Here is a 25,121-nt window from a genome sequence, read left to right as displayed (position 1 = left end):
AACTGGCTGTCACAAGGATTCACCATGGATGACACGACGCTGGATCAACTCGAGGCCGCCTTGCGCGCCTCGCCGGGAAACGTCGCGCTGCTCACGCTGGTGCTCAAGGCCTGCCTTGAGCGCGGTGACCACGAGCGCGGCCTCAAACTTGTGCCCGCCGACCTGCACCAACTGCCGGACGCCGAGGCACTGAAGCCGATCGCCGCCCAGTTGTACCTGGCTGCCGGCCAGGCTGATAAGGCCCTGAGCCTGGCGGACGGTGAGGGCGCGTCGCTGCAACTGCTGCGCGCACGGGCACTGGCCGACCTTGACCGCCTCAAGGATGCGCTGGTCGAATACCGCGCGGCCATCAGTGCCAACCCGGCGCTGGAAGACATGGCGCTGTGGCGTCGCTTGAACGTGTCGGTAGTGGATTTCGCCGCCGGCGAAGGTCGCCCGAAGTTGCGCGTGATCTCCAACGATGACACCGACCAGACGGAAGTGCGCCGCCTGCTGGTGCCCGACAGCGAGACCGTGACCTTCAACGACATCGGTGGTCTGGACGATCTGAAGAAGACCATCCATAAAAAGATCATCCTGCCGTATCAGAAACCCGGGCTGTTCGAGCGCTTTCGCAAGCGCGTCGGTGGCGGTGTGCTGCTCTACGGGCCACCGGGTTGCGGCAAGACTCTGCTGGCGCGAGCGACGGCCGGCGAGTGCAAGGCAAAGTTCTTCAACGTGGCGATTTCCGATGTGCTGGACATGTACATCGGCGAATCCGAGCGCAAGCTGCACGCCTTGTTCGAGCAGGCACGTGCGCAGGCTCCGGCGGTGATGTTCTTCGATGAGGTCGAGGCATTGGGCGGCAAACGCTCGAATACCCGTGAGTCGACGTCGTCGAAACTGGTTAGCCAGTTCCTTTCGGAAATGGACGGTTTCACCCATGACAATCACGGCGTACTGATCCTCGCCGCGACCAACGTGCCGTGGTCGGTGGATTCGGCGTTCCGCCGTCCCGGCCGCTTCGACCGCGTGCTGTTCGTGCCGCCACCGGACCGTGCCGCCCGCGAAAACATGCTGCAACTGATGGTCAAGGGCCGTCCGGTGGCGGCGGATATCGATTTCGCGTTCCTCGCCAAACACACTTCGGGCTTCTCCGGTGCCGACCTCAGTGAGCTGGTGGAAACCGCTGCCGATGAAGCCATTGAAGCATCGATCAGCGAAGGCGCCGAGCAGCCGATCTGCGACCGCCACTTCAAGCAGGCCTTGAAGGAAGTCCGCGCGACGACGCTGGAATGGCTGACCACCGCGCGCAACTACGCGCGCTATGCCAATGAAGGCAATCAGTACGATGAAGTGCTGGCCTTCCTCGACAAACATGGCAAGGGACGCTGATGGGTACCCAGAATATTTACCGCATTGAAGACGAGCCGCGTCCGGGCGGCCTGGCGCGGTTTGCCGTGTCGCCGTTCTGGCCGTTGCTGGCGCTGATGATGGGCGGACTGTGGTTGGGTTTACCGTGGTTCGTGCTCAACTCGGTGGCGGTGGGCAGCCCGACGCGCAAGCGTGAGTGGATCTGGGTCGGCGTCGGTGCCGTGGGCAGCGTGCTCATCGGTCTGGCCTTGATCAGCTTGCTGAACAACGGCTACCTGAGCACTCAGGCACAGATCCAGTACGCCTTGCTGGTGCTGGTGGTGTGGAAACTCAGCGTCGGTTACGTGCTGTACACCCTGCAGAACTCGACCATCGAGCTGTACCAATATTATGGCGGCGTGCTCAATCGCTTCGCGCCGCTGGTCGCGCTCGCCGGCGCCTTCCTGCTCAAAGGGATCGTGGTCACGCTGGTGCCGGCGACCCTTTGGTACCTGGTGGTGAGCTGATGAATACCTCCTATCTGTTGCAAGTGGCCTATCAGCGTTTGCAGTCCGGCCACAATGACGGCGCCATCGACAGTCTGCGACAACTGCTGGCCGATGACCCGGAATGTGCCGAAGCCCACGCCTTGCTGGCGTTGTGTCTGCTCAACATGCGTCGTCTGCATGCCGGGCGCCACGAAGCCTCGATGGCGTTGGCGATGGACCCGGCCTTGCCGTTGGCGCATTACGCCGCCGCGCACATCGACATGGCCGCGCGGCAATTCAAGACCGCCGAGCAGCACTTGCTGCAACTGCTCGACATGGAGCCGACGGAGCCGCGCTACTACCGCAGCCTCGCCGACCTGTTTCAACTGACCGGACGCCTGGCGCAGAGTCAGCCGCTGCTGGAAAAAGCGCTCGAGTTGCAACCTGACGATCCGACCAACCTGGTGGCGATGGCTGAATATCATCAGGCCTGTGGTCATTGGCAGCAGGCGGAAAGTTTTGCCCGCCAGGCGCTGCAGGCTGATCCCGGGCATGCCGGGGCCGTGGTGGTGCTTGGTCGTTTGCTGCTGCGCCAGGGTGATATCAACGGTGCGCGCGAACACGCGATCTGGGCCCTGCAGGAAAACGCCAGCAATGTCTCGGCGCTGAGCCTGCTGACCGCCGTCAAGGCGCGCAGCAATGTGTTCATGGGTTTCTGGTGGCGGTTCAACAGCTGGATGACCGAGCGCAGTGCGACTGGCGCGATCATTCTGTTGCTGGCGATGTTTGTGGTTTATCGCGTCACCGTGATCACCGTCACCGCCCAAGGCTACCCCGGGGCTGCCGAGGTGATTGACTGGGTGTGGCTGGCCTTCGCGCTGTATACCTTCACCGCACCGCAGATTTTCCGCCGTGCGCTGGAGAAAGAACTGACCCAGGTAAAACTTTCAAGGGAGTTCTAGGACGCCGGGCCTTGCGCCCGGCGCTCCGCTCGCTGACCTGATGCCCGGCAGTGTCTTGCCGCTTCAGCGCCGTTAAACTAGCGACATTCATTGGAGAGTGTTCAAACATGTCGTCTTTTGCCGAAATGATCAAAAACATCACCCCGGACATCTACGAGAGCCTGAAACTGGCCGTGGAAATCGGTAAGTGGTCCGACGGTGGCAAGCTCACCGCCGAGCAGCGCGAGCTGTCGTTGCAGGCGATGATCGCCTGGGAAATCCAGAACCTGCCTGAAGACCAGCGCACCGGTTACATGGGCCAGCAAGAGTGTGCGTCGAAGTCGATCGAAGTGCCGAACATCCTGTTCAAGTCGGACGCTATCCATTGATCGAGATTGGCCGTGGTGCAATCAGCAAAATGTCGGCGCGCCTCGACGGGCCGAACGTGCAATACGCGTTTCGTCTGGATGACGTCGAGGTGCCGGTCAACCCCATGATCGGCACGACGGTGCGTCTGGAATACCTGGGGGCGATCCACTGCACCCATTGTGGGCGTAAGACCAAAACCAGTTTCAGTCAGGGCTATTGCTACCCGTGCATGACCAAACTGGCGCAGTGCGACCTGTGCATCATGAGCCCGGAGCGTTGCCACTATGACGCCGGCACGTGCCGCGATCCGGTGTGGGGCGAGCAGTTCTGCATGACCGATCATGTGGTTTACCTGTCCAATTCGTCGGGCATCAAGGTTGGCATCACCCGTGCAACGCAACTGCCGACCCGCTGGATCGATCAGGGCGCGTGTCAGGCCTTGCCGATCATGCGCGTGTCGACGCGGCAGCAGTCGGGCTTCGTCGAAGACCTGTTTCGCAGTCAGGTTGCGGATAAAACCAACTGGCGTGCTTTGCTCAAGGGCGATGCCGTGGCGGTGGATCTGGCGCAGGTGCGCGATCAACTGTTCGACAGCTGCGCCGAAGGCTTGCTGGGTTTGCAACAGCGATTCGGCCTACAGGCAATTCAGACGATTCCCGACGTGCAACCGCTGGAAATCCGCTATCCGATCGAGCAATACCCGGCCAAAATCGTCAGCTTCAACCTGGACAAGAACCCGATTGCCGAAGGCACGTTGATGGGGATCAAAGGCCAGTACCTGATCTTCGACACCGGCGTCATCAACATTCGCAAGTACACGGCTTATCAACTCGCCGTGCATCAATAAGGACTCCAGCATGCGCACCGAACAACCGAAGATGATTTACCTGAAGGACTATCAGGCGCCCGAGTACCTGATCGACGAAACACACCTGACCTTCGAGTTGTTCGAGGATCACAGCCTGGTGCACGCGCAGTTGGTCATGCGCCGCAACCCGGCGCGTGGCCCGGGCCTGCCGCCGCTGGTGCTCGACGGCCAGCAGCTGGAACTGCTTTCGGTGACCCTGGCCGATCAGGAGCTTGGCGCCGCTGATTATCAATTGTCCGAAAACCACCTGACCCTGCAGCCGACCGCCGAAACCTTCACGGTCGACACCAGCGTCAAGATCCACCCGGAAACCAACACTGCGCTGGAAGGCCTGTACAAGTCCGGCACGATGTTCTGCACCCAGTGCGAGGCCGAAGGCTTCCGCAAGATCACCTATTATCTCGACCGCCCGGACGTGATGAGCAAGTTCACCACCACCGTGGTCGCCGAACAGCACAGCTATCCGGTGCTGCTCTCCAACGGCAACCCGATTGCCTCGGGCCCGGGTGAAGACGGCCGGCACTGGGCGACGTGGGAAGACCCGTTCATGAAACCGGCGTACCTGTTCGCGCTGGTGGCCGGTGATTTGTGGTGCGTCGAAGACACCTTCACCACCATGACTGAGCGCAACGTCGCGCTGCGCATCTACGTCGAGCCGGAAAACATCGACAAGTGCCAGCACGCGATGAACAGCCTGAAGAAGTCGATGCGCTGGGACGAAGAGGTTTACGGTCGCGAATACGATCTGGACATCTTCATGATCGTCGCCGTCAACGACTTCAACATGGGCGCGATGGAGAACAAGGGCCTCAACATCTTCAACTCCAGCGCCGTGCTCGCTCGCGCCGAAACCGCCACCGACGCTGCCCACCAGCGCGTCGAGGCGATCGTTGCCCACGAATACTTCCACAACTGGTCGGGCAACCGCGTGACCTGCCGCGACTGGTTCCAATTGTCGCTGAAGGAAGGTTTCACAGTGTTCCGTGATTCCGGCTTCTCCGCCGACATGAACTCGGCCACGGTCAAGCGCATTCAGGACGTGGCTTACCTGCGTACCCACCAGTTCGCCGAAGATGCAGGTCCCATGGCCCACGCCGTGCGCCCGGACAGCTTCATCGAGATTTCCAACTTCTACACCCTCACCGTGTACGAAAAGGGCTCGGAAGTGGTCGGCATGATCCACACCTTGCTCGGCGCCGAAGGCTTCCGTAAGGGCAGCGATCTGTACTTCGATCGCCATGACGGCCAGGCCGTGACCTGCGACGATTTCATCAAAGCGATGGAAGATGCCAACGGTGTCGACCTGACCCAGTTCAAGCGCTGGTACAGCCAAGCCGGCACGCCGCGTCTGGCGGTGAGCGAGTCTTACGACGCTGCGGCGAAAACCTACAGCCTGACCTTCCGCCAGAGCTGCCCGGAAACCCCGGACAAAGTTGAAAAACTGCCGTTCGTGATTCCGGTCGAGTTGGGTCTGCTGGACAGCCAAGGCAACGAAATTGCCCTGCGTCTGAGCGGCGAAGCATCGGCGCAAGGCACCACCCGCGTGATTTCGGTGACCGAAGCCGAGCAGACCTTCACCTTCGTCGACATCGCTGAACAGCCGCTGCCATCGCTGCTGCGCGGCTTCTCGGCGCCGGTGAAACTGAGCTTCCCGTACAACCGTGATCAATTGATGTTCCTGATGCAGCACGACAGCGACGGTTTCAACCGCTGGGATGCTGGCCAGCAATTGTCGGTACAGGTGCTGCAAGAGCTGATCGCTCAGCAACAGAAGGGCGAGAGCCTGAAGCTCGATCCGCGTCTGGTCTCGGCACTGCGCACGGTGCTGTCGGACGAATCGCTGGATCAGGCGATGGTTGCCGAGATGCTTTCGCTGCCGGGTGAGGCGTACCTCACGGAAATCAGCGAAGTGGCGGATGTTGATGCGATCCATATCGCCCGTGAGTTCGCGCGCAAGCAATTGTCGGAAGGGTTGTTCGAGGCGCTGTGGCTGCGTTATCAGGCCAATCGTGACCTGTCCAAGCAAACCCCGTACGTGGCCGAGGCCGAGCATTTTGCCCGTCGCGCGCTGCAGAACATTGCGCTGTCTTATCTGATGCTCAGCGGCAAGCCAGAAGTGTTGGCGGTGGCGCTGGAGCAATTCGAAGCGGCTGACAACATGACCGAGCGTTTGACCGCGTTGGCGGTGTTGGTCAACTCGCCATTCGAAGAGCAGAAAGCACTGGCGCTGGCCAGTTTTGCCGAGCACTTCAAGGATAACCCGCTGGTCATGGATCAATGGTTCAGCGTGCAGGCCGGCAGCACTTTGCCGGGCGGTCTGGAGCGTGTGAAAGCGCTGATGCAGCACCCGGCGTTCAACATCAAGAACCCGAACAAGGTGCGTGCGCTGGTCGGTGCGTTTGCCGGGCAGAACCTGATCAACTTCCATGCGGCGGATGGTTCGGGTTATCGCTTCCTCGCGGATCTGGTGATTGAGTTGAACGGGTTCAACCCGCAAATCGCTTCTCGCCAATTGGCACCGCTGACGCGCTGGCGCAAATATGACAGCGCCCGTCAGGCGTTGATGAAAGCTGAGCTGGAGCGGATCCGGGCGTCGGGACAGTTGTCGAGTGATGTATACGAAGTGGTGAGCAAGAGCTTGGCGTAACCCGATCTAAAAACAATCCCACAGGTTTTTGCGTCACCAACTCATCGCGTTCTGTAGGAGCTGACGAGTGCAACGAGGCTGCGATCTTTTGATCTTGATGTTAAAGATCAAAAGATCGCAGCGTGCCGCAGCTCCTACATGTTTCAGGTTTCAGTTTCTCAGGTCGAAACGATCAAGGTTGGTGACTTTCGTCCAGGCAGCGACGAAGTCTTTGACGAACTGCTCCTTCGCATCCGAACTGGCATACACCTCGGCCAACGCCCGCAATTGCGCATTGGAACCAAACACCAGATCCACCCGCGTCGCCGTCCATTTCACGCTACCGGTTTTGCGATCACGCCCTTCGAACTCATCCGCATCCCGCGAAGTCGGTTTCCACTCCACCCCCATGTCCAGCAGGTTAGTGAAGAAGTCGTTGGTCAACGCTTCCGTCTGGGAAGTGAACACGCCATGGCGACTTTGCCCGACGTTGGTGTTCAACACCCGCAAACCACCCAGCAACACAGTCATTTCCGGCGCGGTGAGGGTGAGCAGTTGCGCCTTGTCGATCAACAGTGCCTCCGCCGAAACCGTGTATTTGCCTTTGCTGTAGTTGCGGAAACCATCGGCAATCGGTTCAAGGAAACCGAACGAGTCGACGTCGGTTTGCTCCTGAGTGGCATCGGTGCGTCCTGGACTGAATGGCACGCTGATCGAATGCCCGGCGTTTTTCGCTGCTTGCTCGACCCCGGCATTCCCCGCCAGCACGATCAGGTCCGCCAGCGAAACTTTTTTGCCAGCGGCACCGCCGTTGAATTCGTTCTGGATGCCCTCAAGGGTTTGCAACACTTTGGCCAGTTGCTCAGGCTGGTTGGCCTGCCAGAACTTCTGCGGTGCCAGACGCAGACGCCCGCCATTGGCGCCGCCGCGTTTGTCTGAGCCACGGAACGTCGAAAGTGCCGCCCAGGCGGTGGAAACCAACTGGGAAACTGAAAGGCCTGAGGCGAGGATTTTGCTTTTCAGCGCGGCGGCGTCGCTGTCGTCGATCAGCGGATGAGTCGCCTCCGGAATAGGGTCCTGCCAGAGCAGTTCTTCGGCGGGCAGTTCCGGGCCGAGGTAGCGGGACAGCGGGCCCATGTCGCGGTGGATCAATTTGTACCAGGCGCGGGCGAAGGCGTCGGCCAGTTGATCGGGGTTGGCCAGGAAGCGCCGCGAGATTTGCTCATAAGCTGGATCGAAACGCAGCGCCAGGTCAGACGTCAACATGGTCGGCGAGAGTTTTTTGCTCGGGTCATGGGCATGTGGAACCGTGCCGGCACCGGCGCCGTTCTTTGGTATCCACTGGTGGGCACCGGCCGGGCTCTTGCTCAATTCCCATTCGAAGCCAAACAGGTTTTCCAGATAGTTGTTGCTCCACTTCGTTGGCGTGGTGGTCCAGGTGACTTCCAGGCCGCTGGTAATGGTGTCAGCGCCCTTGCCGGTGCCGAACGCGTTTCTCCAACCCAGGCCTTGTTCTTCCAGCCCAGCCGCTTCCGGTTCAGGCCCGACATTGTCGGCAGGGCCGGCGCCGTGGGTTTTACCGAAGGCGTGACCGCCGGCGATCAGTGCCACGGTTTCTTCATCGTTCATGGCCATGCGGCCGAAGGTTTCGCGAATGTCGTGAGCGGAAGCGACGGGATCGGGATTGCCCTCAGGGCCTTCCGGGTTCACATAGATCAAACCCATCTGCACGGCGGCGAGCGGGTTCTCCAGATTGCGTTCGCCCTGATCGGTGCGGCTTTCTTCTTTGCCGTGCAAGTCCGGCTCGGCGACCAGCGTGCCGTCACCGGGCTCCTGCATGGGCGCATTGTCTTTGCCGTAGCGACTGTCGCCGCCCAGCCATTCGTGTTCCGAGCCCCAGTAGACATCTTCGTCCGGTTCCCAGACATCGGCACGGCCGCCGGAATAGCCGAACGTCTTGAAGCCCATCGACTCCAGCGCAACGTTACCGGTGAGCACAATCAGGTCAGCCCAGGAAATATTGCGGCCATATTTCTGTTTGATCGGCCACAGCAAGCGTCGGGCCTTGTCGAGGCTGACGTTGTCCGGCCAGCTGTTGAGCGGGGCAAAACGTTGCTGGCCGGAACCGGCCCCACCACGGCCATCCGCGGTTCGATAGGTACCGGCGCTGTGCCAGGCCATGCGCACGAAGAGCGGGCCGTAGTGGCCGAAGTCCGCCGGCCACCAGTCCTGGGAGTCGGTCATCAGCGCGGTGAGGTCTTGTTTGAGTGCCTGGAAATCGAGGCTCTTGAAGGCTTTGGCGTAGTCGAAGTCCTTGCCCAACGGATCGGACTTGGGCGAGTGCTGACTCAGGATTTTCAGGTTGAGTTGATTCGGCCACCAGTCACGGTTCGTCGTACCACCACCGGCGGCGTGGTTGAACGGGCATTTCGATTCGTTTGCCATGTTCGAGTCCTTATCAGGTCTGCTACGGCCGGCTGGTGCCGACTTCGGACTTGTAAGGCTAGACCCGACTGGGCAAGTCAGCTAATAGGCCGACTATTGGGGGGTGATAGGGCGACTCTCTCAGGATTTTTAATTTAGTTATTAGCGGCCAGTTTTTTACTTTGAATAGAAATACGTCACTGTCATTTGTGACAGGTGTAATGTCATTTACATGGCGTTAGTTTAGGGGGGGGGTAAAGACGATATCAATGGGTGAAAGGAGCAATCGATATGGTGAATGAGCAAATTCGAAAACTGTTCGAAGATAAAGAACGGGCGTCAGGGAAATTTGTCGCTTCTATAGATGGTGAACCATTTCTTGTAGGTACCAGCTTCGTATTTCACGGTACGAGCAAGGAATTTATCGTCGTGGGAAACGACAATAACAAGCACTGGGTGGCTTTTGCCGTTCCCAGTTCCTTACAAGGTGGCCCTCATGTTGTATCGCTCTACAACAGTTGGCAGACGTGGGAAGTCTTGATCGACTCTCAGTCTCATCGGGTCAAATCAGGCTCGGTAACTGTCACCTTTAATGATGACCAACTCGGTGTAAAAGGGACTGTTGATTTTGTTCTTCCAGATGGTCGGAGAGTGAGTGGAAGTTTTGATATTTCCAGGTCCGATTAATTGAATATCAGGGCGTTAGCGCGCCCCGATATTCGTTGAGCAACAAGTTGATTAGCTGGATTGAGCGGTGTCATCCACCGGCATTTCATCCAGCAAATCCTCCTGCCCCGGCAATTCAGTGATCACGCTGAAATCTGTCACCTCAACTGCACCTTCTCCATAGCCCAGCAAGTGGAAGGAAAACGCCTTGCGCTCTTGCGGGTTGTCGAAGCTGAAGTTCATTTGAAGCGGTTGCTCGGGGGTTGCCACCATCTCCGATGGCAAACCAATCTGCACGTCCTGTTCAAACTCCTTGGCCTTGAGTTGAATGTACGCTGCTTGCTGCGGATCAACCGAGCGCACGGTCAGGCGCACGCGGGTGTGCGAGCCCTTGGGCATTTCCAGATACTGCGCACCGATCAGGTTGTCGGCCCAGTCGTCCTTGATCTGCGCCTGCAGCGGGATGACGTTGGTGCTGCCGAACTGGTAGCGGTGATTGAGCGGGGTGCGCAGCAGCGACAGGTCCAGCGCGTTGGCGCGGGCGGCGATCTGGCGGGCCGGGTGACCGCTATAGTTGCCCTTGTACGTAGCGCTTTCAGCGATGAAACCGGCGCTTTCGTAATAACGGCAACGGCGCGGCATGTCGCATTCGGCGAAGATCCCCTGACCGTTGTGATAGCGCAGTTTGCCGTTGGTGAACGACATGATCTCGCGGCCAGTCTCGTAGTCGCGGAACAACGAACGACCGCTCAGCGCGGTCGGAACCGGCAGGTCGAAATAGTCGAGGATCGAGGTGCTCAGGTCGACGTGGCCATACACGCCTTTGTTCAGCCGTGGCAGTTGTTCGTGCTCCGGCGCCAGCGTCAGGTTGAAACCCCAGGAGGAGGCGAGGCGAACGCCATCGATGCCATGGGATTCATCCGAAGTAATCACCACCAGCGTGTCTTTCAACACGCCTTGGCGTTCGAGACCGCTGAGGAACTGCTCCAGCGCGTCGTCGAGGTAGCCGACGGCGGCTTGCTTGGGCGTTTCATAACGCTCCAGATAGTCTTCCGGTGCGGAGTAGGGCTGGTGCGTGCCCACGGTCAGCAGCGTCAGCATCCACGGGTTTTTCTGTTTTTTCAGTTGGCCGACATAGTCCAGCGCACCCTCGAAGAAGGCCTTGTCGTCCTTGCCCCAGGGGAATTCCAGATAGTTGCTGTTGGTGAACCATTCAAGACCGTGGGTCACATCGAAACCGATGTGCGGCATGATCTTGTCTTTGGCCATGAAGCGCAGCCCGGCACCTTGCAGGTAGTGAGTGCTGAAACCGTGTTCACGCAATTGCGCCGGCAGACACGCTTGATTGCGTTCGTTGAGGGTGAGCATTTCCACGCCTTTTGGCGTGCCGTTATTGAGCTTGTCGTAATCGCCGCAAAGCATCGCGTACAGACCGCGAATGGTCTGGTGCGTGTGCAGCACGTAATCGGGGGTGTTCATGCCGCGCTCGGCCCAGCGGCTGAGGTTGGGCATCAGGTCTTCCTGATAGTGGCTGCCGATGGCTTCGCGGTTGGCGCGGATGTAGGCGCCGGGAATGCCTTCCAGCGCAATGATCAACACGTTGCGCGCCTGACCCGGTGCCGCCAGCAGTTTCTGGCCGTTGAGGTCGACATCGGTCAGCCCGGTCATGGCCGGCGCAGGTTCTTCGACATCGCCGTCCAGCCATTCCTCGGCGCGGATCTGCAGATCCGCGACTTCGCTGGCCATCAGTTGATGCGGCAGGTTGTAGGCGCGCCAAGGATCAGCCTCGCTCGGCCAGAGGTTCTGCACGCCCCAATGAGCGGCGAACAACACCAGCGGCGCGCTCCAGAGCGCACGCGGCAGGGCTGGGCGCGCCTTACCGCGCGCGGTGAATTGCGTCAGCAGCCAGAACAGCAGGGCCAGCAGCAGCGTGAGGCCCAGCGCCGGATGGGCGAGGCCGCCGCCGCTGGAGTTTTCGACGAATTGCGGATCGATCAGATAATGAATGTCGGAAGGCGTCGGCAGACGCCCGACCGCGCTGACCAGTTCAGCGGTCGCCACCGCCAGCAGGCCCCAGAACAGCAAGACCGGTAGCGCCAGCCACCACGCCCGGCGATGCAGCAACACAATCAACAGGCTGCCGATGGCCAAGTCTGACAAATAGCCCAACGGCGTCGACCAACCCAGCGCCGCGCGCAGGCACACCGGTACGATCAGCACCAGGAGAGTCAGCGAAAAGAGGCGGGCAGACGGCCGCCGTAACCGGTTAAAAAGAGCGCTCACAAAAAAAGACCTTCCAGCCATTAAAACGTCATAAAAGTGTGCGCGATGATACCAAGGGTGAGCGGTCTGATCGTCTTTTAAAACAATTGGGTGATCTGGTTTTGGCAGGTGCTGGATGGCTTGCAGCCCTGAGTGGCTCTCGTCTGCCTCGGCAATTGGCGATATTGCTGTCGATGGTTTTATTGTTTCAGGCTGTTTAACCCGTACCCAAATCTGCTGTAGGCGCTGCGGCACGCTGCGATCTTTTGATCTTGTTTTTTAACAGTCAGGATCAAAAGATCGCAGCCTCGTTGCACTCGTCAGCTCCTACAGGGGGGCGGTGAGGCTGACTGCCAACGTTACCTGACGCTGTACAGCCTGACCGTCACGCCCTTCGTCGAGGCCGCGCGACGTTTTCGGCCCGCTGAACGTCCCCGTGCTATCGATATGCGATAAAGGTATTTAATTTCTATTTTTTATAGCGATAAAGTCAGGCCTTTCAGCACACCACCCCCTGTTGCGAGGTTGTCATGGCCACACCGTTCAAACGTTCCGCGCTGACTCTGTTGGCCGCATCCCTGGCAGCGAGCGCGCTGTTCAGCACCGGCGCCCAGGCCGAAGGCAAGATCAGCATCGCCCAGCAATTCGGCATCGGTTACCTGATTCTTGATGTGGTGCGTGATCAGCAACTGATCGAAAAGCACGGTAAAGAACAGGGCCTCGACATCAAGGTCGACTGGAACAGCATCTCTGGCGCCACCGCGATGAACGAAGCGCTGCTGACCGGCTCGCTCGATGTGGTCTCGGCAGGCGTGCCGCCGATGCTCACCGTGTGGGACCGCACCAAAGGCAAACAGAACGTCAAAGCCATCGCCGCGCTCGGTTCGATGCCCAACTTTTTGCTGACCAACAACCCGAACATCAAGACACTCAAGGACTTCAGCGACAAGGACCGGATCGCCGTGCCGGCGGCCGGCGTGGGCTTCCAGTCGCGCACCTTGCAAATCGAAACCGCCAAGGAATTCGGCGACGCCCAGTACAAGAAATTCGACGACATCTCGGTCAGCCTGCCGCACCCGGACGCCACGGCGGCGTTGATTGCCGGCGGTTCGGAAATCAACTCGCACTTCTCCAGCCCGCCGTTCCAGTACCAGGCGCTGCAGAACCCCAACGTGCACAAAGTGCTGAGTTCCTACGACATCCTTGGCGGTCAGGCCACGTTCAACGTGCTTTACACCACGGAAAAATTCCACGACGAAAACCCGAAGACCTACAAGGCGTTCTACGCCGCACTGGCTGAAGCCGAGAAAATCATCAAGGCTGACAAGCCCGCAGCCGCTCAGGCCTACATCCGCGTCGAACAGTCGAAGTTGCCGCTGGCGCTGGTCGAACAAATCGTCAAGGACCCGGAAATCGATTTCACCGTGGTGCCGCAGCGCACATTCATCTACGCGGAGAAATTGCAGGAATTGGGTGTGCTGAAGAATAAGGCGGGGAGTTGGAAGGATTACTTCTTTGAAGAGGCGCATGAGGGGGCGGGGAGCTGATACACGCAATACATCGAGCAGTGCGCCGCCCAGTAATCACTGTAACAAGTAGCCCGGTGATGAGACTTTCCGGAATGAGATAACCTGTGGTGAGGGGATTTATCCCCGATGGGTCGCGCAGCGGCCCCTCTTTTGATTCAGAAAAAGATGGGCCTGCTGCGCAGGCCAACGGGGATAAATCCCCTCGCCACAGGTTCTACTCACCAGCATCATCGGGGCGGTCAGGTTTGGCTGTCGTTGAAGATGCTTTCTATGGGCATTTCAAATGCCCGGGCAATCTGGAATGCCAGCGGCAAGCTTGGGTCGTAGCGTTCGTTTTCGATCGCATTGATGGTCTGGCGCGACACCTTCAGGCGTTCCGCCAGATCGACCTGTGACCACTTACGCTCAGCGCGCAGTTCCTTCAGGCGATTTTTCATTGGTAGCGGCGTCGCGCAATCTGCAGACCAACAATCCACATCAGACCCATCACCGGCCACACGCACGTCCACGGAATGTGCGGCGCGCCGACGTTTTCCAGAAAGCCATAACTGAAGGTCAGCAGTGCCGAGGCGGCGAAGGCAAAACCGAGGGCTTCGAACTGGATGCGCAGATGCATTTCATCCATGCGGCGCATGTTGCGCACAATGGCCCAACACATCAGGCCTGCCGGAATGACCGGGGCCAGAGCCACCACGGATCGCAGGAAAATATTGGCGTCCATCAGGTACTGACTAGCGATCAGGGAAAGGCTCAACACCAGCACATAGAGAACCAATGCGGCGCCCAGTTCGAGGTAGTAGCGGTTCATGCTTCACTTCCTATGTAAAAGACCCTTTACATCCTCGCCGAAGAATTTCCTGATGTAAAGCTCGCTTTCCATCAGCGCAAAAAAACGGGGCGGCATGATCGTTAATCATGCCGCCCCGCAGGTGTTTCAGTCAGTCAGATCAGTGCATTTTGCTGTGATCGTGACCTTCCATGTTGGTCAGCGCGCGCACCGGGGCTTTGACCTCGATGGTTTCTTTCTCGCCCTTGGCGTTCTCGACGGTCAGGGTCAGCGGCACGCTTTCGCCTTCTTTCAGTTGACCGGTCAGGCCCATCAGCATCACGTGGTAGCCGTTCGGATCAAGCTTGACGGCTTTGCCGGCCGGCAGCTCGACGAACTTCACCGGGCCCATGCTCATGACGTCGTTCTTCATGGTCATTTCGTGAATCTGCACGTCTTTCGCCACCGGCGTGGCGACGCTGAGCAGTTTGCTGTCGCTGTCGGCGGTGAGGGTCATGAATGCGCCGCTGGCGGTCTGGGTCGGCACCGTGGCGCGGACCCAGGCGTCGTCGACTTTGGTCTGGGCCGACGCCTGGAACGCCAGGCCCATCAGCGACAGGGTCAGTGCGGCGCGTTTGATGTGGTTCAGAACAGGGTGCATCAGCAAACCTCCATAACAGTAAGCAAATCTTCCGTGCATTGTTCTGCCGAAAGCGAAGTGGACAGACCCAGGCGCAGACCGCCGTTGGAGTCGTAAACGTAACTGGTGGCGGTATGCGAGATGGTGTAGGTGTCGCCGGCCGGGACTTTCTCGTAGAACACGTCGAATTCCTTGGCGGTGGCCGCGGTTTCCTCAAGCGTGCCGTACAGCGCAACGAAGGTCGGATCGAAGGCTTTCATGTAGGCGTCGAGGATTTCCGGCGTGTCGCGCTCGGGATCGAGGCTGATGAAAATCACCTGCAAGCGGTCGCCATCGGCGCCCATCAGCTTCTTGATTTTTGCCGCGCGGGCGAGGGTGGTCGGGCAGACTGCCGGGCACTGGGTGAAGCCGAAAAACACCATCGGCATCATGCCGCGAAAGCTCGACAGCGTCATGGTTTCGCCATCGGTGTTCTTCAGTTTGAAGGTGCGCCCCATGATCTTGTTACTCAGATCCTTGCCGTACTTGTACGACAGTTGGCCGCGGGTGTCGCAGCCGGCGAGCAGGCCGAGCCCGAGCACGCCCATTCCCGCAAGCACCTTGCGGCGAGTCAACAAAGCCGTCATCTAATACCGCCTTTTGCAGCCCGTCAGTCGACAGGACTGGCGGGGGGTTAACCGTAAAAGCGGCGCATGATACCAAACTGAGACCAGACGACGGCTGCGGATCGCCATGCGGTGTGGGATAGGGCGACAAAAGGTGTAAGAAAAAGTGACGTAGGCTCACTGCACGCGCGATTCATCGCCCCGCCAGCTGCCGCCCAGCGCGGTGTACAGGTTGACCTCGGCCACCAGTTGCGCGAGGCGGTCGGTGATCAGACCTTGCTGCGAACTGAACAGCGAACGCTGCGCATCGAGGAACGTCAGGCTACTGTCGACGCCGTTCTTGTAACGGTTCTGCGCGAGGTTGTAATAGGTTTGCGTGGCCGCGACCAGATCGCGTTGCGCCTGCAATTGCTGCTGATAGGTGGCACGCGCCGCGAGCCCGTCGGCGACTTCCTGAAACGCCGTTTGAATCGATTTTTCGTATTCGGCGACAGCGACGTCTTTCTGCAACTTTGAATAATCGAGGCTTGCGCGCAGGCTGCCGGCGTTGAAGATTGGCAGGCTGATTTGTGGCTGAAAAGTCCAGGCGCCAGAACCTGCGTTGAATAACCCGGATAGATCGCGGCTGGAAGTGCCGGCATTGGCGGTCAGGCTGACACTGGGGAAAAACGCCGCGCGCGCCGCGCCAATATTGGCGTTGGCGGCTTTGAGTTTGTATTCGGCCTGGAGAATGTCCGGGCGTCGTTGCAGCAAGTCCGAGGGCAAGCCGGCCGGCAGTTGCTCGACCAGATCGCTGGCCAGTGGTTGCCCGGGCAAGGACGCCGACACCGGCGTACCGACCAGCAAGGTCAGGCTGTTCAGGTCCTGCGCGACCTGGCGCTGATAGCGCGCCAGATTGGCCCGTGAACTGTCGACGCTGGTTTGCGCCTGAGCCTGTTCCAGCGCCGAAGATTTGCCGGCCTCGCGGTTGCGCGTGGTCAGGTGCAGGCTCTGCTCGTCGGCGGCGAGGGTGTCGCGGGTCAGCTCCAGCAGTTCCTGATCGGCGCGCCAGGTCAGGTAAGCGTTGGCAACGTTCGCCACCAGACTCAACTGCGCACTGCGCCGCGCCTGCTCGGTCGCCAGCCAGGTTTGCAGCGCCTGTTCGCTGAGGCTGCGCACCCGGCCGAAGAAGTCCAGCTCGTAGGCACTGATGCCAAGGTTGACCGCGTAGGTCGAATTGATCAGCGCTTTGCCTTGGGTCACGCTCGGCGGCATGCGCTGGCGTGTTTCGCTGGCATTGGCCGACACCGCCGGGTACAGGTCGGCCCGTTGAATGCGGTATTGCGCCTGGAACGCTTCGACATTGAGCGCCGCGACGCGCAGGTCGCGGTTGTTGACCAAGGCGCTTGCGATGAGTTGTTGCAGCGCCGGATCGTTGAACAGCGTGCGCCAGTCTTCAGTGCTGGCCGAGGCCAGCGTCGGCGTCGGCGTCGGGTATTGCGCGGCAATGGGGGCTGCGGGCCGCTGGTAGTCAGGAATCAGGGAGCAGCCGGCCATCAGCATGACCATGGACAGCAGAGAAAATCGCAACGTCGACATCGAACAGCCTCGTTCAAGAAAGAGCAGATGCTTGTAGTGAACAACCCGTAACCAGACACTCCCCCCTGTAGGAGCTGCGGCACGCTGCGATCTGTTGATCTGGTTTTTAACAAAAGCAGAATCAAAAGATCGCAGCGTGCCGCAGCTCCTACAGGGGGGGTTGAAGTCAGTGGGGGATTTTGAACCGGCTCAGGCCCCAGCCATCCATTTCGCCAGCCCATGCCGGCCGCTGACTCCCAGTTTCGCCGCGGCGCGTTTGAGGTAAGTCTCGATCGAGCTGTTCTTGACCCGCAGTTTTTCCGCCATCTGCGGCACGGTGCCGCCGGTCAATAAGCCCAGACACACCTCTTTCTCGCGCGCTGACAGAACAATCCCGTTCACCCCGAGACGCTCGTCAAACACCTGCGCCAGCGGCGCCTGATCCAGTTCGGCCAAAGGCTGGCGCGGTTGTCTGGCGAGGGTTTGCCGACTGATCTGCGCATGGCGTTCGATCAGCGGCAGCAGGGTGTCGGAGAGACTCTTGAGAAACGACAGTTCCGGGAGGGAAAACACTCGCTGGGTGCGCGGACGGTAAAACGAGATGACACAGCGCCGGTTGGAAGTGCGCGAGACCAGATTGCATTGATGAGCACTGTGCGAGGGGTGTTGCGATTGCAGCGAAGCTCTCAATTGAATCAACAGCGAGTCGTTCATTTCGATCATCTTTTCCAGCAGTGGATGATCGTCCGGGCGCTCCAGCGGATCCGGCGGCGGCAAGGTCTGCGGCAATCCGGCGCTGCCCAGTGCCTTGATCTCGACGACGCTGGCCTGTCGCTCGTCCAGCGTCCACTCGCTGAGATCGACCCGGTTGACCGGCACCAGCGTGTCGACCAACTGGAACATGTTCGTGGCGAAGTGGTCGTTGCCGGTGCTGGCAATCAGTTCGCCCAGTTGCCAGTAAAAATGCGGGTTTTCCATGTTGCGAATACTGCCGGTCAGATTCATATCCTTGTCATCCCTGGTTCAGAGCCGTCGCTGAATCGTCCGCCGTCTATGCAAAAGCCGCCCACGCAGTCATTTCTCCTTGAACATGATCTGAGGCGGGATTTAAGCCCATGGCTTTGTCCTACGTCTGTAGGGGAAAACAGGGACACAAAGTGCCACTATTTCTGAAGATTGGCGCCGGGGTTCTGACGGGGGCTGGGGCTGTCGACAGGCGGGAAGTGACTGCTCGGTCACGTCCGAGCCCGTAAAACCGGGTGCGGCGTGATCGCGGCTCAACAGCGCGCGGGCAAATGGCAGCGCTGGTGTGTGGCTCTTTTCCTACAAGCTTTTCAGTATTTCCTCTCCGAATTTTTCGACAATACCTGCGCCAGTCAGGCCAATAAGGTCGATGGACGCCCAAGCGCGCAGTGATGTCCGGGTTTCAGGTGTCATGTCGGCGTCAGGGCCGATGCTTGAATACCGGCAAAATCACATGAGAAGGATCTTATGCAGCCTACTTCTGCCAACGTGGCGGACGATCTGTCCGTGCCTGTCGAGACATTCCCGCTGACTGCCGCCCAACGGGATATCTGGCTGGACCAACTGAGTCGCGGAGATTCGCCGCTGTATAACATTGGCGGTTATGTCGAACTGAGCGGGCCGCTGGATCCGTTGTTGCTGCATTCGGCGCTTGAGCAACTGGTTGCAGGCAACGATGCCTTGCGCACGATTCTGCTCTGCGACGTCAGTGACGATGGGTTGCCGTTGCAGGGGTTTGCGTGGGCGCTACCGGTGGTTATGCCGTTGCATGATTTCAGTGAACAGCGCGATCCACAGTCGGCGGCACAGGCGCTGGTCGAACAGCAGATGGCCCAGCCTTACACGTTGAACGGGCAGGCGTTGTTCCGCTTCTGTCTGATTCGCCTCGATCACAATCGTCACTGGCTGGCGGCACAGGCGCACCATCTGATTATTGATGGCTGGGGGTTCGGCCTGCTGTTCAAGTCGGTGGGCGAAATCTACAGCGCGTTGTGCCGTGGCGAGCAATCAGGGGTGGCAGCGCCGTCCTATGTCGGCTTCATCGAGGATGACGCGCGCTACCAGCAGTCACCGCGCTATGAGCTTGATCAACGCTACTGGCTGGACAAATACCGCAGCGTCCCCGAGCCCTTGTTGACCCCCCGTCATCGCGAACCCCTTGACCCTGAAGCGGCGCCCGGTCGCATCCATGTCGAGGCGTTTCCGACCCCGTTGCACGAGCGCATGAAAGACACGGCGCGGCAGTTGCGCGGCTCGGCGTTTCATGTGTTGCTGGCGGCGCTGCACGTGTATTTCAGTCGCACCGCGCAACGCGACGAGTGGGTGGTCGGCTTGCCGATTCTCAATCGCTCCGGTGCCCGTTTCAAAAGCACACTGGGCCTGTTCACCCAGGTCAGCGCAATGCGCATGGGCTTTGGCCGAGCGTTGCCCTTTGGCGAATTGATCAAGGCAATCGGCGATGGCCTCAAGCAGGATTTCCGTCATCAGCGCTACCCGCTGAGCGAGATGAACCGCGCGCTGGGCCTGTTGCGCGAAGACCGTTCGCAGCTGTTCGAACTGTCGGTGTCCTACGAGCAGGACGACCATGACTACCGTTACGGCGACGCACCGGGGCACGTGGTCAAGGTCTCCAACCAGCACGAAGCGACACCGCTGGCCATTCACCTGCGCAGCAACCGCTACAACGACAAGGCCTGGCTGCATCTGGTGTATTCGCCAGGCTATTTCACGGCTGACGAGATCGCGTCGTTCACCGAGCACTTGTTGCTGATCCTGGAGCAAGGCCTGGAGTCTCCTAAGCGGATCGTCGCCGATTTCAATCTGAACAGCCCGGCAGAACTCGCCCGGTTGAATGAGTGGAATGACACCCGAGTCAGCTATCCGCAAAACCGGACAATTCATCAACGCTTCGAGTCGCGCGTGGCCGAACAGCCGGACGCCGTGGTCGCGACTTATCAGGGGCGGTCGCTGAGTTACGCCGAACTGAACCGGCAAGCCAATGCGCTGGCCCATCATCTGCTGGGCCTCGGCGTACGGCCCGATGACCGGGTGGCGATTGTCGCCCGCAGAGGCCTGGAAACCTTGGTCGGGCTGCTGGCGATTCTCAAGGCTGGCGCCGCTTATGTGCCGATCGACCCGGCGCATCCACCCGAGCGCCTGAGTTATCTGCTCAGCGACAGCGCGCCGGTGGCGCTGCTGACGCAAAGCGATGTGCGCGAGCGTTTGCCCGCCACAGCGCTGCCAGTGATTGAGCTTGATCGGCGCGAGTGGTCGCTCGACAGCGTCACCAATCCCGAGGTGCCGGGGTTGACCACGAATAACCTCGCCTATGTGATTTACACCTCGGGCTCGACCGGGTTGCCCAAGGGCGTGATGGTCGAACACCGCACCTTGTGCAATCTGGTCGACTGGCACTGCGCGGCATTTGGTCTCGGCCCCGGGCAGCACACGTCGAGCCTGGCCGGCTTCGGTTTCGACGCGATGGCGTGGGAGGTCTGGCCGGCGCTGTGTGCCGGGGCGACGGTGCATTTTTCACCGGCATCCGACGGCAGCGAAGACATCGATGCGTTGCTGGCGTGGTGGCGAGCGCAGCCGCTGGACGTCAGCTTTCTGCCCACGCCGGTCGCCGAATACGCCTTCAGCAAACAACTCGATCATCCGACCTTGCGCACCTTGCTGATCGGCGGTGATCGCCTGCGCCAGTTCAACCGCGCGCAGGGTTTTGCGGTGATCAACAACTATGGCCCGACCGAAGCCACGGTGGTCGCCACCTCAGGACTGATCATGCCGGGGCAGACGTTGCACATCGGCAAACCGGTGAGTAATGCCACGGCTTATTTGCTCGATGATCAGCAGCGCCCACTGCCGATCGGCATCATCGGCGAGCTGTATGTCGGTGGCGCCGGGGTGGCCCGGGGTTATCTGAATCGCCCGCAGTTGACGGCCGAACGCTTCCTCGACGACCCGTTCAGCGCACTGCCAGGCGCGCGCATGTACCGCACCGGCGATCTCGCCCGTTGGCGCGCCGACGGCAACCTTGAGTACGTCGGCCGCAACGATGACCAAGTGAAAGTCCGTGGGGTGCGTGTCGAGTTGGGTGAAATCGAAGCGGCACTCGCCAGCCATGACGCGGTGCAGGAAGCCGTGGTGTTGGTGCGTGACGGCCAGCTGTTGGCGTGGTTCACCGAACGTCAATCGCTGGACATCCTGCAACTGCATGCGCACCTGACCTCGCGCTTGCCAGCCGCCATGTTGCCGGCCGCTTACGTTCGTCTGGCGAGTCTGCCCCTGACCGCCAACGGCAAGCTTGACCGCCAGGCCCTGCCGCCACCGGGGCCGGAAGCGTTGATTCGTCGTGAATACGAGGCGCCACAAGGTGACGTCGAAATTGCCCTGGCGCAGATCTGGGCCGAAGTCCTGCAGGTCGAGCGGGTAGGGCGTCACGATCATTTCTTTGAGCTGGGCGGCCACTCGTTGCTGGCCGTCGGCCTGATCGAACGCATGCGTCAGATCGGCATGAGCAGCGATGTTCGGGTGCTGTTCAACCAACCGACACTGGCCGCGTTGGCCGCGGCGGAGGGCAGCGGCCGTGAAGTCGCGGTGCCGGCCAACCGTATTGCCGCCGATTGCACGCACATCACGCCGGACCTGTTGCCATTGGTGCAACTGGATCAGGCGATGATCGAGCGTATCGTCGCAACCGTGCCAGGCGGTGCCGCCAATGTGCAGGACATCTACCCGTTGGCGCCGTTGCAGGAAGGCATTCTCTATCACCACATCACCGCCGCACAGGGCGATCCGTACCTGCTGCAATCACTGCTGGCGTTCGACAGCATCGAGCGGGTCGAGTCCTTCGCCGCTGCGTTGCGTCAGGTCATGGCACGCCACGACATCCTGCGCACGGCCGTGGTCTGGGAAGGGCTGACATCACCGGTTCAAGTGGTGTGGCGCGAGGCGATTTTGTCGGTGCAGGAAGTCGAACTGGATCCTGCTCACGGCGCGATCATCGATCAATTGCACGAGCGTTTTGACGCGCGGCGTTATCGCCTCGACGTGAGTCAGGCTCCACTGCTGCGCCTGATGTTTGCCCGCGATCCTGCGCATGACCGCGTGGTCGGCATTTTGCTGTTCCACCACTTGGCAATGGATCATGTCGCACTGGAGGCAATGCGCGAAGAAATCCACGCCAGCCTGTCCGGGCACGGCGAACCGCTGGCAGCACCGGTGCCGTACCGCAACTATGTGGCGCAAACGCGATTCGGCGTCAGCGAACAGGAGCATGAACAGTTCTTTCGGCAGATGCTCGGCGACATTGACGAGCCGACCTTGCCGTTCGCGCTGCAGAACGTCCAGGGCGACGGCAGCAACATCGAAGAAGCCGAGCAAACCCTGGCGAGCGATCTCTACCAGCGCCTGCAACAACAGGCGCGTGTGGCTGGCGTGAGCGTTGCCAGCCTGATCCACCTTGCCTGGGCGCAGGTGCTGGCGGCGACGTCCGGCCAGCAAAGTGTGGTGTTCGGCACGGTGCTGATGGGCCGCATGCAGGGTGGCGCGGGGGCCGACCGTGCGCTGGGGGTGTTCATCAACACCTTGCCGCTGCGGGTCGATGTCGGCGAAGGCGCGCGCGCAGCGGTGAAGTCCACCCATGCCCGGCTGAGTGCTTTGCTCGGCCATGAACATGCCTCGTTGGCGCTGGCCCAGCGTTGCAGTGGCGTCGCCGCACCCGCGCCGCTGTTCAGCGCCTTGCTCAACTACCGGCACAGCGATGATGTCGAGCAAGACACCTCCCGGCAAACCTGGCAGGGCATCGAAACGTTGGCCAACGAGGAACGCACCAATTACCCGTTTACCTTGAGTGTCGATGACTTCGGCAGCGGTTTGCGGCTGACCAGCAGAACCTTGTCGAGCATTGGCGCGCAGCGGATTTGCGCTTACGTGCAGGCCGCTTTGAACGGTTTGGTCGAGGCGTTGGAAACTACCCCGCAACGGCCGTTGAACAGTCTGCCGTTGCTGCCGCAAGACGAGCTACAACAACTGCTGATCGAGTTCAACGATACGGCAGTCGATTGCCCAATGGACCAGCCGCTGCAGGCGCTGTTCGAACAACAGGTTCTGCGCAAGCCGGATGCCATTGCGGTGCAATTCGCCGAGAAGTGCCTGACCTATCGCGAACTCAACGAGCAAGCCAACCGCTTGGCCCATCACCTGCGCGGGTTGGGCGTTCAGCCTGATTCGCGGGTAGCGATTTGCGTCGAGCGCGGGCTGGAACTGGTGATTGGTCTGCTGGGCATTCTAAAGGCTGGCGGTGCGTATGTGCCGCTCGATCCGGATTACCCGCTGCAACGGCTGAACTACATGCTGCAGGACAGCGCGCCGGTCGTGCTGCTGGTGCATGCCGCGACGCGCGATCTGCTCGGCGAACCCGGCGTGCCGCTGATCGATCTCGACCTCGGCGCCTGGCAGGACCAGCCGCACGACAATCCGCAGGTGCCGGGTCTCGGCGCGACCAATCTGGCCTACATGATCTACACCTCCGGCTCCACGGGCACGCCGAAGGGCGTGATGATCGAGCACCGCAGCGCCTGCAACATGGTGCACTGGGGCTCGCAACTGGCGCCGCCGACTGAACACGGCGCGTTGCTGCAAAAGGCCCCGTACAGTTTCGACAGTTCGGTGTGGGAGATTTTCTGGCCGCTGTGTTCGGGCATGCGCCTGGTCCTTGCGCGCGCCGATGGCAATCGCGATTCGGCGTATGTGACGCAAGTGATCCGCGAGCAGAACATCACGGTGGTCAAGTTCGTCCCGGCGCTGTTGCAGCAGTTCATCGAACAGGACGACGTCAGCCAGTGCACCAGCCTCACCGACGTGCTCAACGGTGGCGGCGAGTTGACCGTCGCGCTGGCCCGGCAAGTGCGTGAACGCCTGCCGTGGGTGCGCCTGCACAACGTCTACGGGCCGACCGAAACCACGGTCGACAGCAGCGGCTGGACCCTGGAGCCCGGCGAGCCGCTGCCGCCGACACTGGTGCCGATCGGCAAGGCCCTGAGCAACACTCGGCTGTATGTGCTTGATGGCTGCGATCAACCGGTGCCGCTTGGCGTCAGCGGGCATTTGCACATTGGCGGAGTGGGCGTGGCGCGCGGCTATCTGGGACTGCCACAACTGCAGGCCGAGCGTTTTATCGACAGCCCGTTCGTGGCCGGTGATCGTTTGTATCGCACCGGGGATCTGGTGCGTTACGGCGCTGACGGCAATCTCGAGTTCCTCGGGCGCAATGACTTTCAGGTCAAGCTGCGCGGGGTTCGTCTTGAGCTCGGCGAGATTGAAGCGCGTTTGCTCGAACACTCGGCTATTCGTGAGGCGGTGGTGCTGGTGCGCGATGAGCGACTGGTGGCTTATTACAGCGTCCGTGCCGGGCTGGCTGCTCCGACGCTTGAAGCGTTGCGCGCGCATGTGTTGGCGCGGTTGCCGGAGTTCATGGTGCCCGGCGCTTACGTGCTGCTGGCGGCGCTGCCGTTGACACCCAACGACAAAATTGATCGCAAGGCCTTGCCGGAACCGGGGGCGGAGGCACTGCTCAGTCGGCCTTATGCGGCACCCGAAGGGGACGTTGAAACGGCTTTGGCGCAGATCTGGGCGCAGGTGCTCAAGGTCGAGCAGGTGGGGCGCGACGACAATTTCTTCGAACTGGGCGGGCATTCGTTGCTGGCGGTCAGTCTGGTTGCGCGCATGCGTCTGGCCGGGCTGCATGTCGATGCGCGGACGCTGTTCAGCCAGCCGACACTGGCCGCGCTGGCGGCCCAGACCTCGCGGCAGGCCAGGCAGGTCGAGATCGCCCAGACCACCATCCCCAACCTCAACCGCAAACGCCGCCTCTGACCTCTCCCTGTAGGAGCTGCCGCAGGCTGCGATCTGTTGATTTTGTTTTTAAAAGCAGATCAACAGATCGCAGCCTGCGGCAGCTCCTACAAAGGCGAACAGCGGGCAGGGCGGCTTGTCCCCGCTTCCCATGTCAGACACCCACG

At 60.4% G+C, this 25,121-nt stretch carries 17 protein-coding genes; 9 read left to right on the top strand and 8 right to left on the bottom strand.

Translation table 11 applies throughout. The annotated features are described in order from the left end of the window. The first annotated feature begins 24 nt into the window (after positions 1–24). From ACZZ0B_RS14225 to pepN, 6 genes are all read left to right on the top strand, one after another. The gene (locus ACZZ0B_RS14225) at positions 25–1,374 is read left to right on the top strand and encodes an AAA family ATPase (protein WP_463545541.1); all 1,350 of its coding nucleotides are present in this window, start codon (positions 25–27) and stop codon (positions 1,372–1,374) included. After that, positions 1,374–1,859, top strand: coding sequence for a hypothetical protein (locus tag ACZZ0B_RS14220; RefSeq protein WP_008079608.1), 486 nt, complete (start codon positions 1,374–1,376; stop codon positions 1,857–1,859). The genes ACZZ0B_RS14225 and ACZZ0B_RS14220 overlap by 1 nt, the downstream gene beginning before the upstream one ends. Beyond that, a complete protein-coding gene (locus ACZZ0B_RS14215; protein ID WP_463545540.1) occupies positions 1,859–2,782 on the top strand; it encodes a tetratricopeptide repeat protein in 924 nt (307 codons plus the stop codon). Before ACZZ0B_RS14220 ends, ACZZ0B_RS14215 begins: the two co-directional genes overlap by 1 nt. A 107-nt stretch (positions 2,783–2,889) precedes the next feature. Continuing rightward, positions 2,890–3,150 (top strand): YeaC family protein, encoded by a 261-nt coding sequence (locus tag ACZZ0B_RS14210; protein ID WP_463545539.1) that lies wholly within the window; start codon positions 2,890–2,892, stop codon positions 3,148–3,150. Continuing rightward, complete coding sequence (locus ACZZ0B_RS14205; RefSeq protein WP_463545538.1) at positions 3,147–3,977, top strand: DUF2797 domain-containing protein; 831 nt, start codon at positions 3,147–3,149, stop codon at positions 3,975–3,977. Before ACZZ0B_RS14210 ends, ACZZ0B_RS14205 begins: the two co-directional genes overlap by 4 nt. 10 nt (positions 3,978–3,987) lie before the next feature. Continuing rightward, positions 3,988–6,645 (top strand): aminopeptidase N, encoded by a 2,658-nt coding sequence (pepN, locus tag ACZZ0B_RS14200; protein ID WP_008079613.1) that lies wholly within the window; start codon positions 3,988–3,990, stop codon positions 6,643–6,645. A 150-nt stretch (positions 6,646–6,795) separates the two neighbouring features. Here the strand turns inward: pepN and katG are convergent, their stop codons facing one another. Next, positions 6,796–9,069: a catalase/peroxidase HPI gene (gene katG, locus ACZZ0B_RS14195; RefSeq protein WP_463545537.1), complete on the bottom strand. Its 2,274-nt coding sequence runs from the start codon at positions 9,067–9,069 to the stop codon at positions 6,796–6,798. Between the two features lie 270 nt (positions 9,070–9,339). Between katG and ACZZ0B_RS14190 the strand changes: the two genes are divergently transcribed. Further along, positions 9,340–9,735, top strand: a complete 396-nt coding sequence (locus ACZZ0B_RS14190) for a hypothetical protein (protein WP_440096158.1) — start codon at positions 9,340–9,342, stop codon at positions 9,733–9,735. Positions 9,736–9,786: 51 nt separating this feature from the next. Here ACZZ0B_RS14190 and ACZZ0B_RS14185 read toward each other — a convergent pair whose 3' ends face one another. Next, complete coding sequence (locus ACZZ0B_RS14185) at positions 9,787–11,997, bottom strand: LTA synthase family protein (protein ID WP_463545536.1); 2,211 nt, start codon at positions 11,995–11,997, stop codon at positions 9,787–9,789. A gap of 509 nt (positions 11,998–12,506) precedes the next feature. On the opposite strand from ACZZ0B_RS14185, the gene ACZZ0B_RS14180 reads away from it, so the two are divergent. Beyond that, positions 12,507–13,523, top strand: a complete 1,017-nt coding sequence (locus ACZZ0B_RS14180) for an ABC transporter substrate-binding protein (RefSeq protein WP_463545535.1) — start codon at positions 12,507–12,509, stop codon at positions 13,521–13,523. Positions 13,524–13,744: 221 nt separating this feature from the next. On the opposite strand, the gene ACZZ0B_RS14175 is transcribed toward ACZZ0B_RS14180, so the two are convergent. The 6 genes from ACZZ0B_RS14175 to ACZZ0B_RS14150 form a co-directional block, all read right to left on the bottom strand. Then, a complete protein-coding gene (locus tag ACZZ0B_RS14175) occupies positions 13,745–13,942 on the bottom strand; it encodes a helix-turn-helix transcriptional regulator (protein WP_463545534.1) in 198 nt (65 codons plus the stop codon). Continuing rightward, positions 13,939–14,313, bottom strand: coding sequence for a hypothetical protein (locus ACZZ0B_RS14170; RefSeq protein WP_463545533.1), 375 nt, complete (start codon positions 14,311–14,313; stop codon positions 13,939–13,941). Before ACZZ0B_RS14170 ends, ACZZ0B_RS14175 begins: the two co-directional genes overlap by 4 nt. A 139-nt stretch (positions 14,314–14,452) precedes the next feature. Continuing rightward, positions 14,453–14,932 carry a copper chaperone PCu(A)C gene (locus tag ACZZ0B_RS14165; protein WP_008079651.1) on the bottom strand — a complete coding sequence of 160 codons (480 nt, stop codon included), beginning with the start codon at positions 14,930–14,932 and terminating at the stop codon, positions 14,453–14,455. Then, positions 14,932–15,537: an SCO family protein gene (locus ACZZ0B_RS14160; RefSeq protein ID WP_008079652.1), complete on the bottom strand. Its 606-nt coding sequence runs from the start codon at positions 15,535–15,537 to the stop codon at positions 14,932–14,934. Before ACZZ0B_RS14160 ends, ACZZ0B_RS14165 begins: the two co-directional genes overlap by 1 nt. Positions 15,538–15,693: 156 nt before the next feature. Then, complete coding sequence (locus tag ACZZ0B_RS14155) at positions 15,694–17,094, bottom strand: efflux transporter outer membrane subunit (RefSeq protein ID WP_463545532.1); 1,401 nt, start codon at positions 17,092–17,094, stop codon at positions 15,694–15,696. 189 nt (positions 17,095–17,283) lie between these two features. Further along, positions 17,284–18,078 (bottom strand): helix-turn-helix transcriptional regulator, encoded by a 795-nt coding sequence (locus tag ACZZ0B_RS14150; protein ID WP_440096152.1) that lies wholly within the window; start codon positions 18,076–18,078, stop codon positions 17,284–17,286. 486 nt (positions 18,079–18,564) lie between these two features. Between ACZZ0B_RS14150 and ACZZ0B_RS14145 the strand changes: the two genes are divergently transcribed. Then, positions 18,565–24,975: an amino acid adenylation domain-containing protein gene (locus ACZZ0B_RS14145; RefSeq protein ID WP_463545531.1), complete on the top strand. Its 6,411-nt coding sequence runs from the start codon at positions 18,565–18,567 to the stop codon at positions 24,973–24,975. Positions 24,976–25,121: the final 146 nt, after the last annotated feature.

The organism is Pseudomonas sp. AC247 (assembly GCF_979258015.1).
Note: the sequence above shows the minus strand (reverse complement) of the source record. Positions and strands in the feature narration are given on the sequence as shown.

Bases quoted from the DNA above. Each gene is read 5' to 3' on its own strand.
- ACZZ0B_RS14225 (WP_463545541.1), top strand. From the start codon at position 25: ATGGATGACACGACGCTGGATCAACTCGAGGCCGCCTTGCGCGCCTCG.
- ACZZ0B_RS14220 (WP_008079608.1), top strand. From the start codon at position 1,374: ATGGGTACCCAGAATATTTACCGCATTGAAGACGAGCCGCGTCCGGGC.
- ACZZ0B_RS14215 (WP_463545540.1), top strand. From the start codon at position 1,859: ATGAATACCTCCTATCTGTTGCAAGTGGCCTATCAGCGTTTGCAGTCC.
- ACZZ0B_RS14210 (WP_463545539.1), top strand. From the start codon at position 2,890: ATGTCGTCTTTTGCCGAAATGATCAAAAACATCACCCCGGACATCTAC.
- pepN (WP_008079613.1), top strand. From the start codon at position 3,988: ATGCGCACCGAACAACCGAAGATGATTTACCTGAAGGACTATCAGGCG.
- katG (WP_463545537.1), bottom strand. From the start codon at position 9,069: ATGGCAAACGAATCGAAATGCCCGTTCAACCACGCCGCCGGTGGTGGT.
- ACZZ0B_RS14190 (WP_440096158.1), top strand. From the start codon at position 9,340: ATGGTGAATGAGCAAATTCGAAAACTGTTCGAAGATAAAGAACGGGCG.
- ACZZ0B_RS14180 (WP_463545535.1), top strand. From the start codon at position 12,507: ATGGCCACACCGTTCAAACGTTCCGCGCTGACTCTGTTGGCCGCATCC.
- ACZZ0B_RS14175 (WP_463545534.1), bottom strand. From the start codon at position 13,942: ATGAAAAATCGCCTGAAGGAACTGCGCGCTGAGCGTAAGTGGTCACAG.
- ACZZ0B_RS14170 (WP_463545533.1), bottom strand. From the start codon at position 14,313: ATGAACCGCTACTACCTCGAACTGGGCGCCGCATTGGTTCTCTATGTG.
- ACZZ0B_RS14165 (WP_008079651.1), bottom strand. From the start codon at position 14,932: ATGCACCCTGTTCTGAACCACATCAAACGCGCCGCACTGACCCTGTCG.
- ACZZ0B_RS14160 (WP_008079652.1), bottom strand. From the start codon at position 15,537: ATGACGGCTTTGTTGACTCGCCGCAAGGTGCTTGCGGGAATGGGCGTG.
- ACZZ0B_RS14155 (WP_463545532.1), bottom strand. From the start codon at position 17,094: ATGTCGACGTTGCGATTTTCTCTGCTGTCCATGGTCATGCTGATGGCC.
- ACZZ0B_RS14150 (WP_440096152.1), bottom strand. From the start codon at position 18,078: ATGAATCTGACCGGCAGTATTCGCAACATGGAAAACCCGCATTTTTAC.
- ACZZ0B_RS14145 (WP_463545531.1), top strand. From the start codon at position 18,565: ATGCAGCCTACTTCTGCCAACGTGGCGGACGATCTGTCCGTGCCTGTC.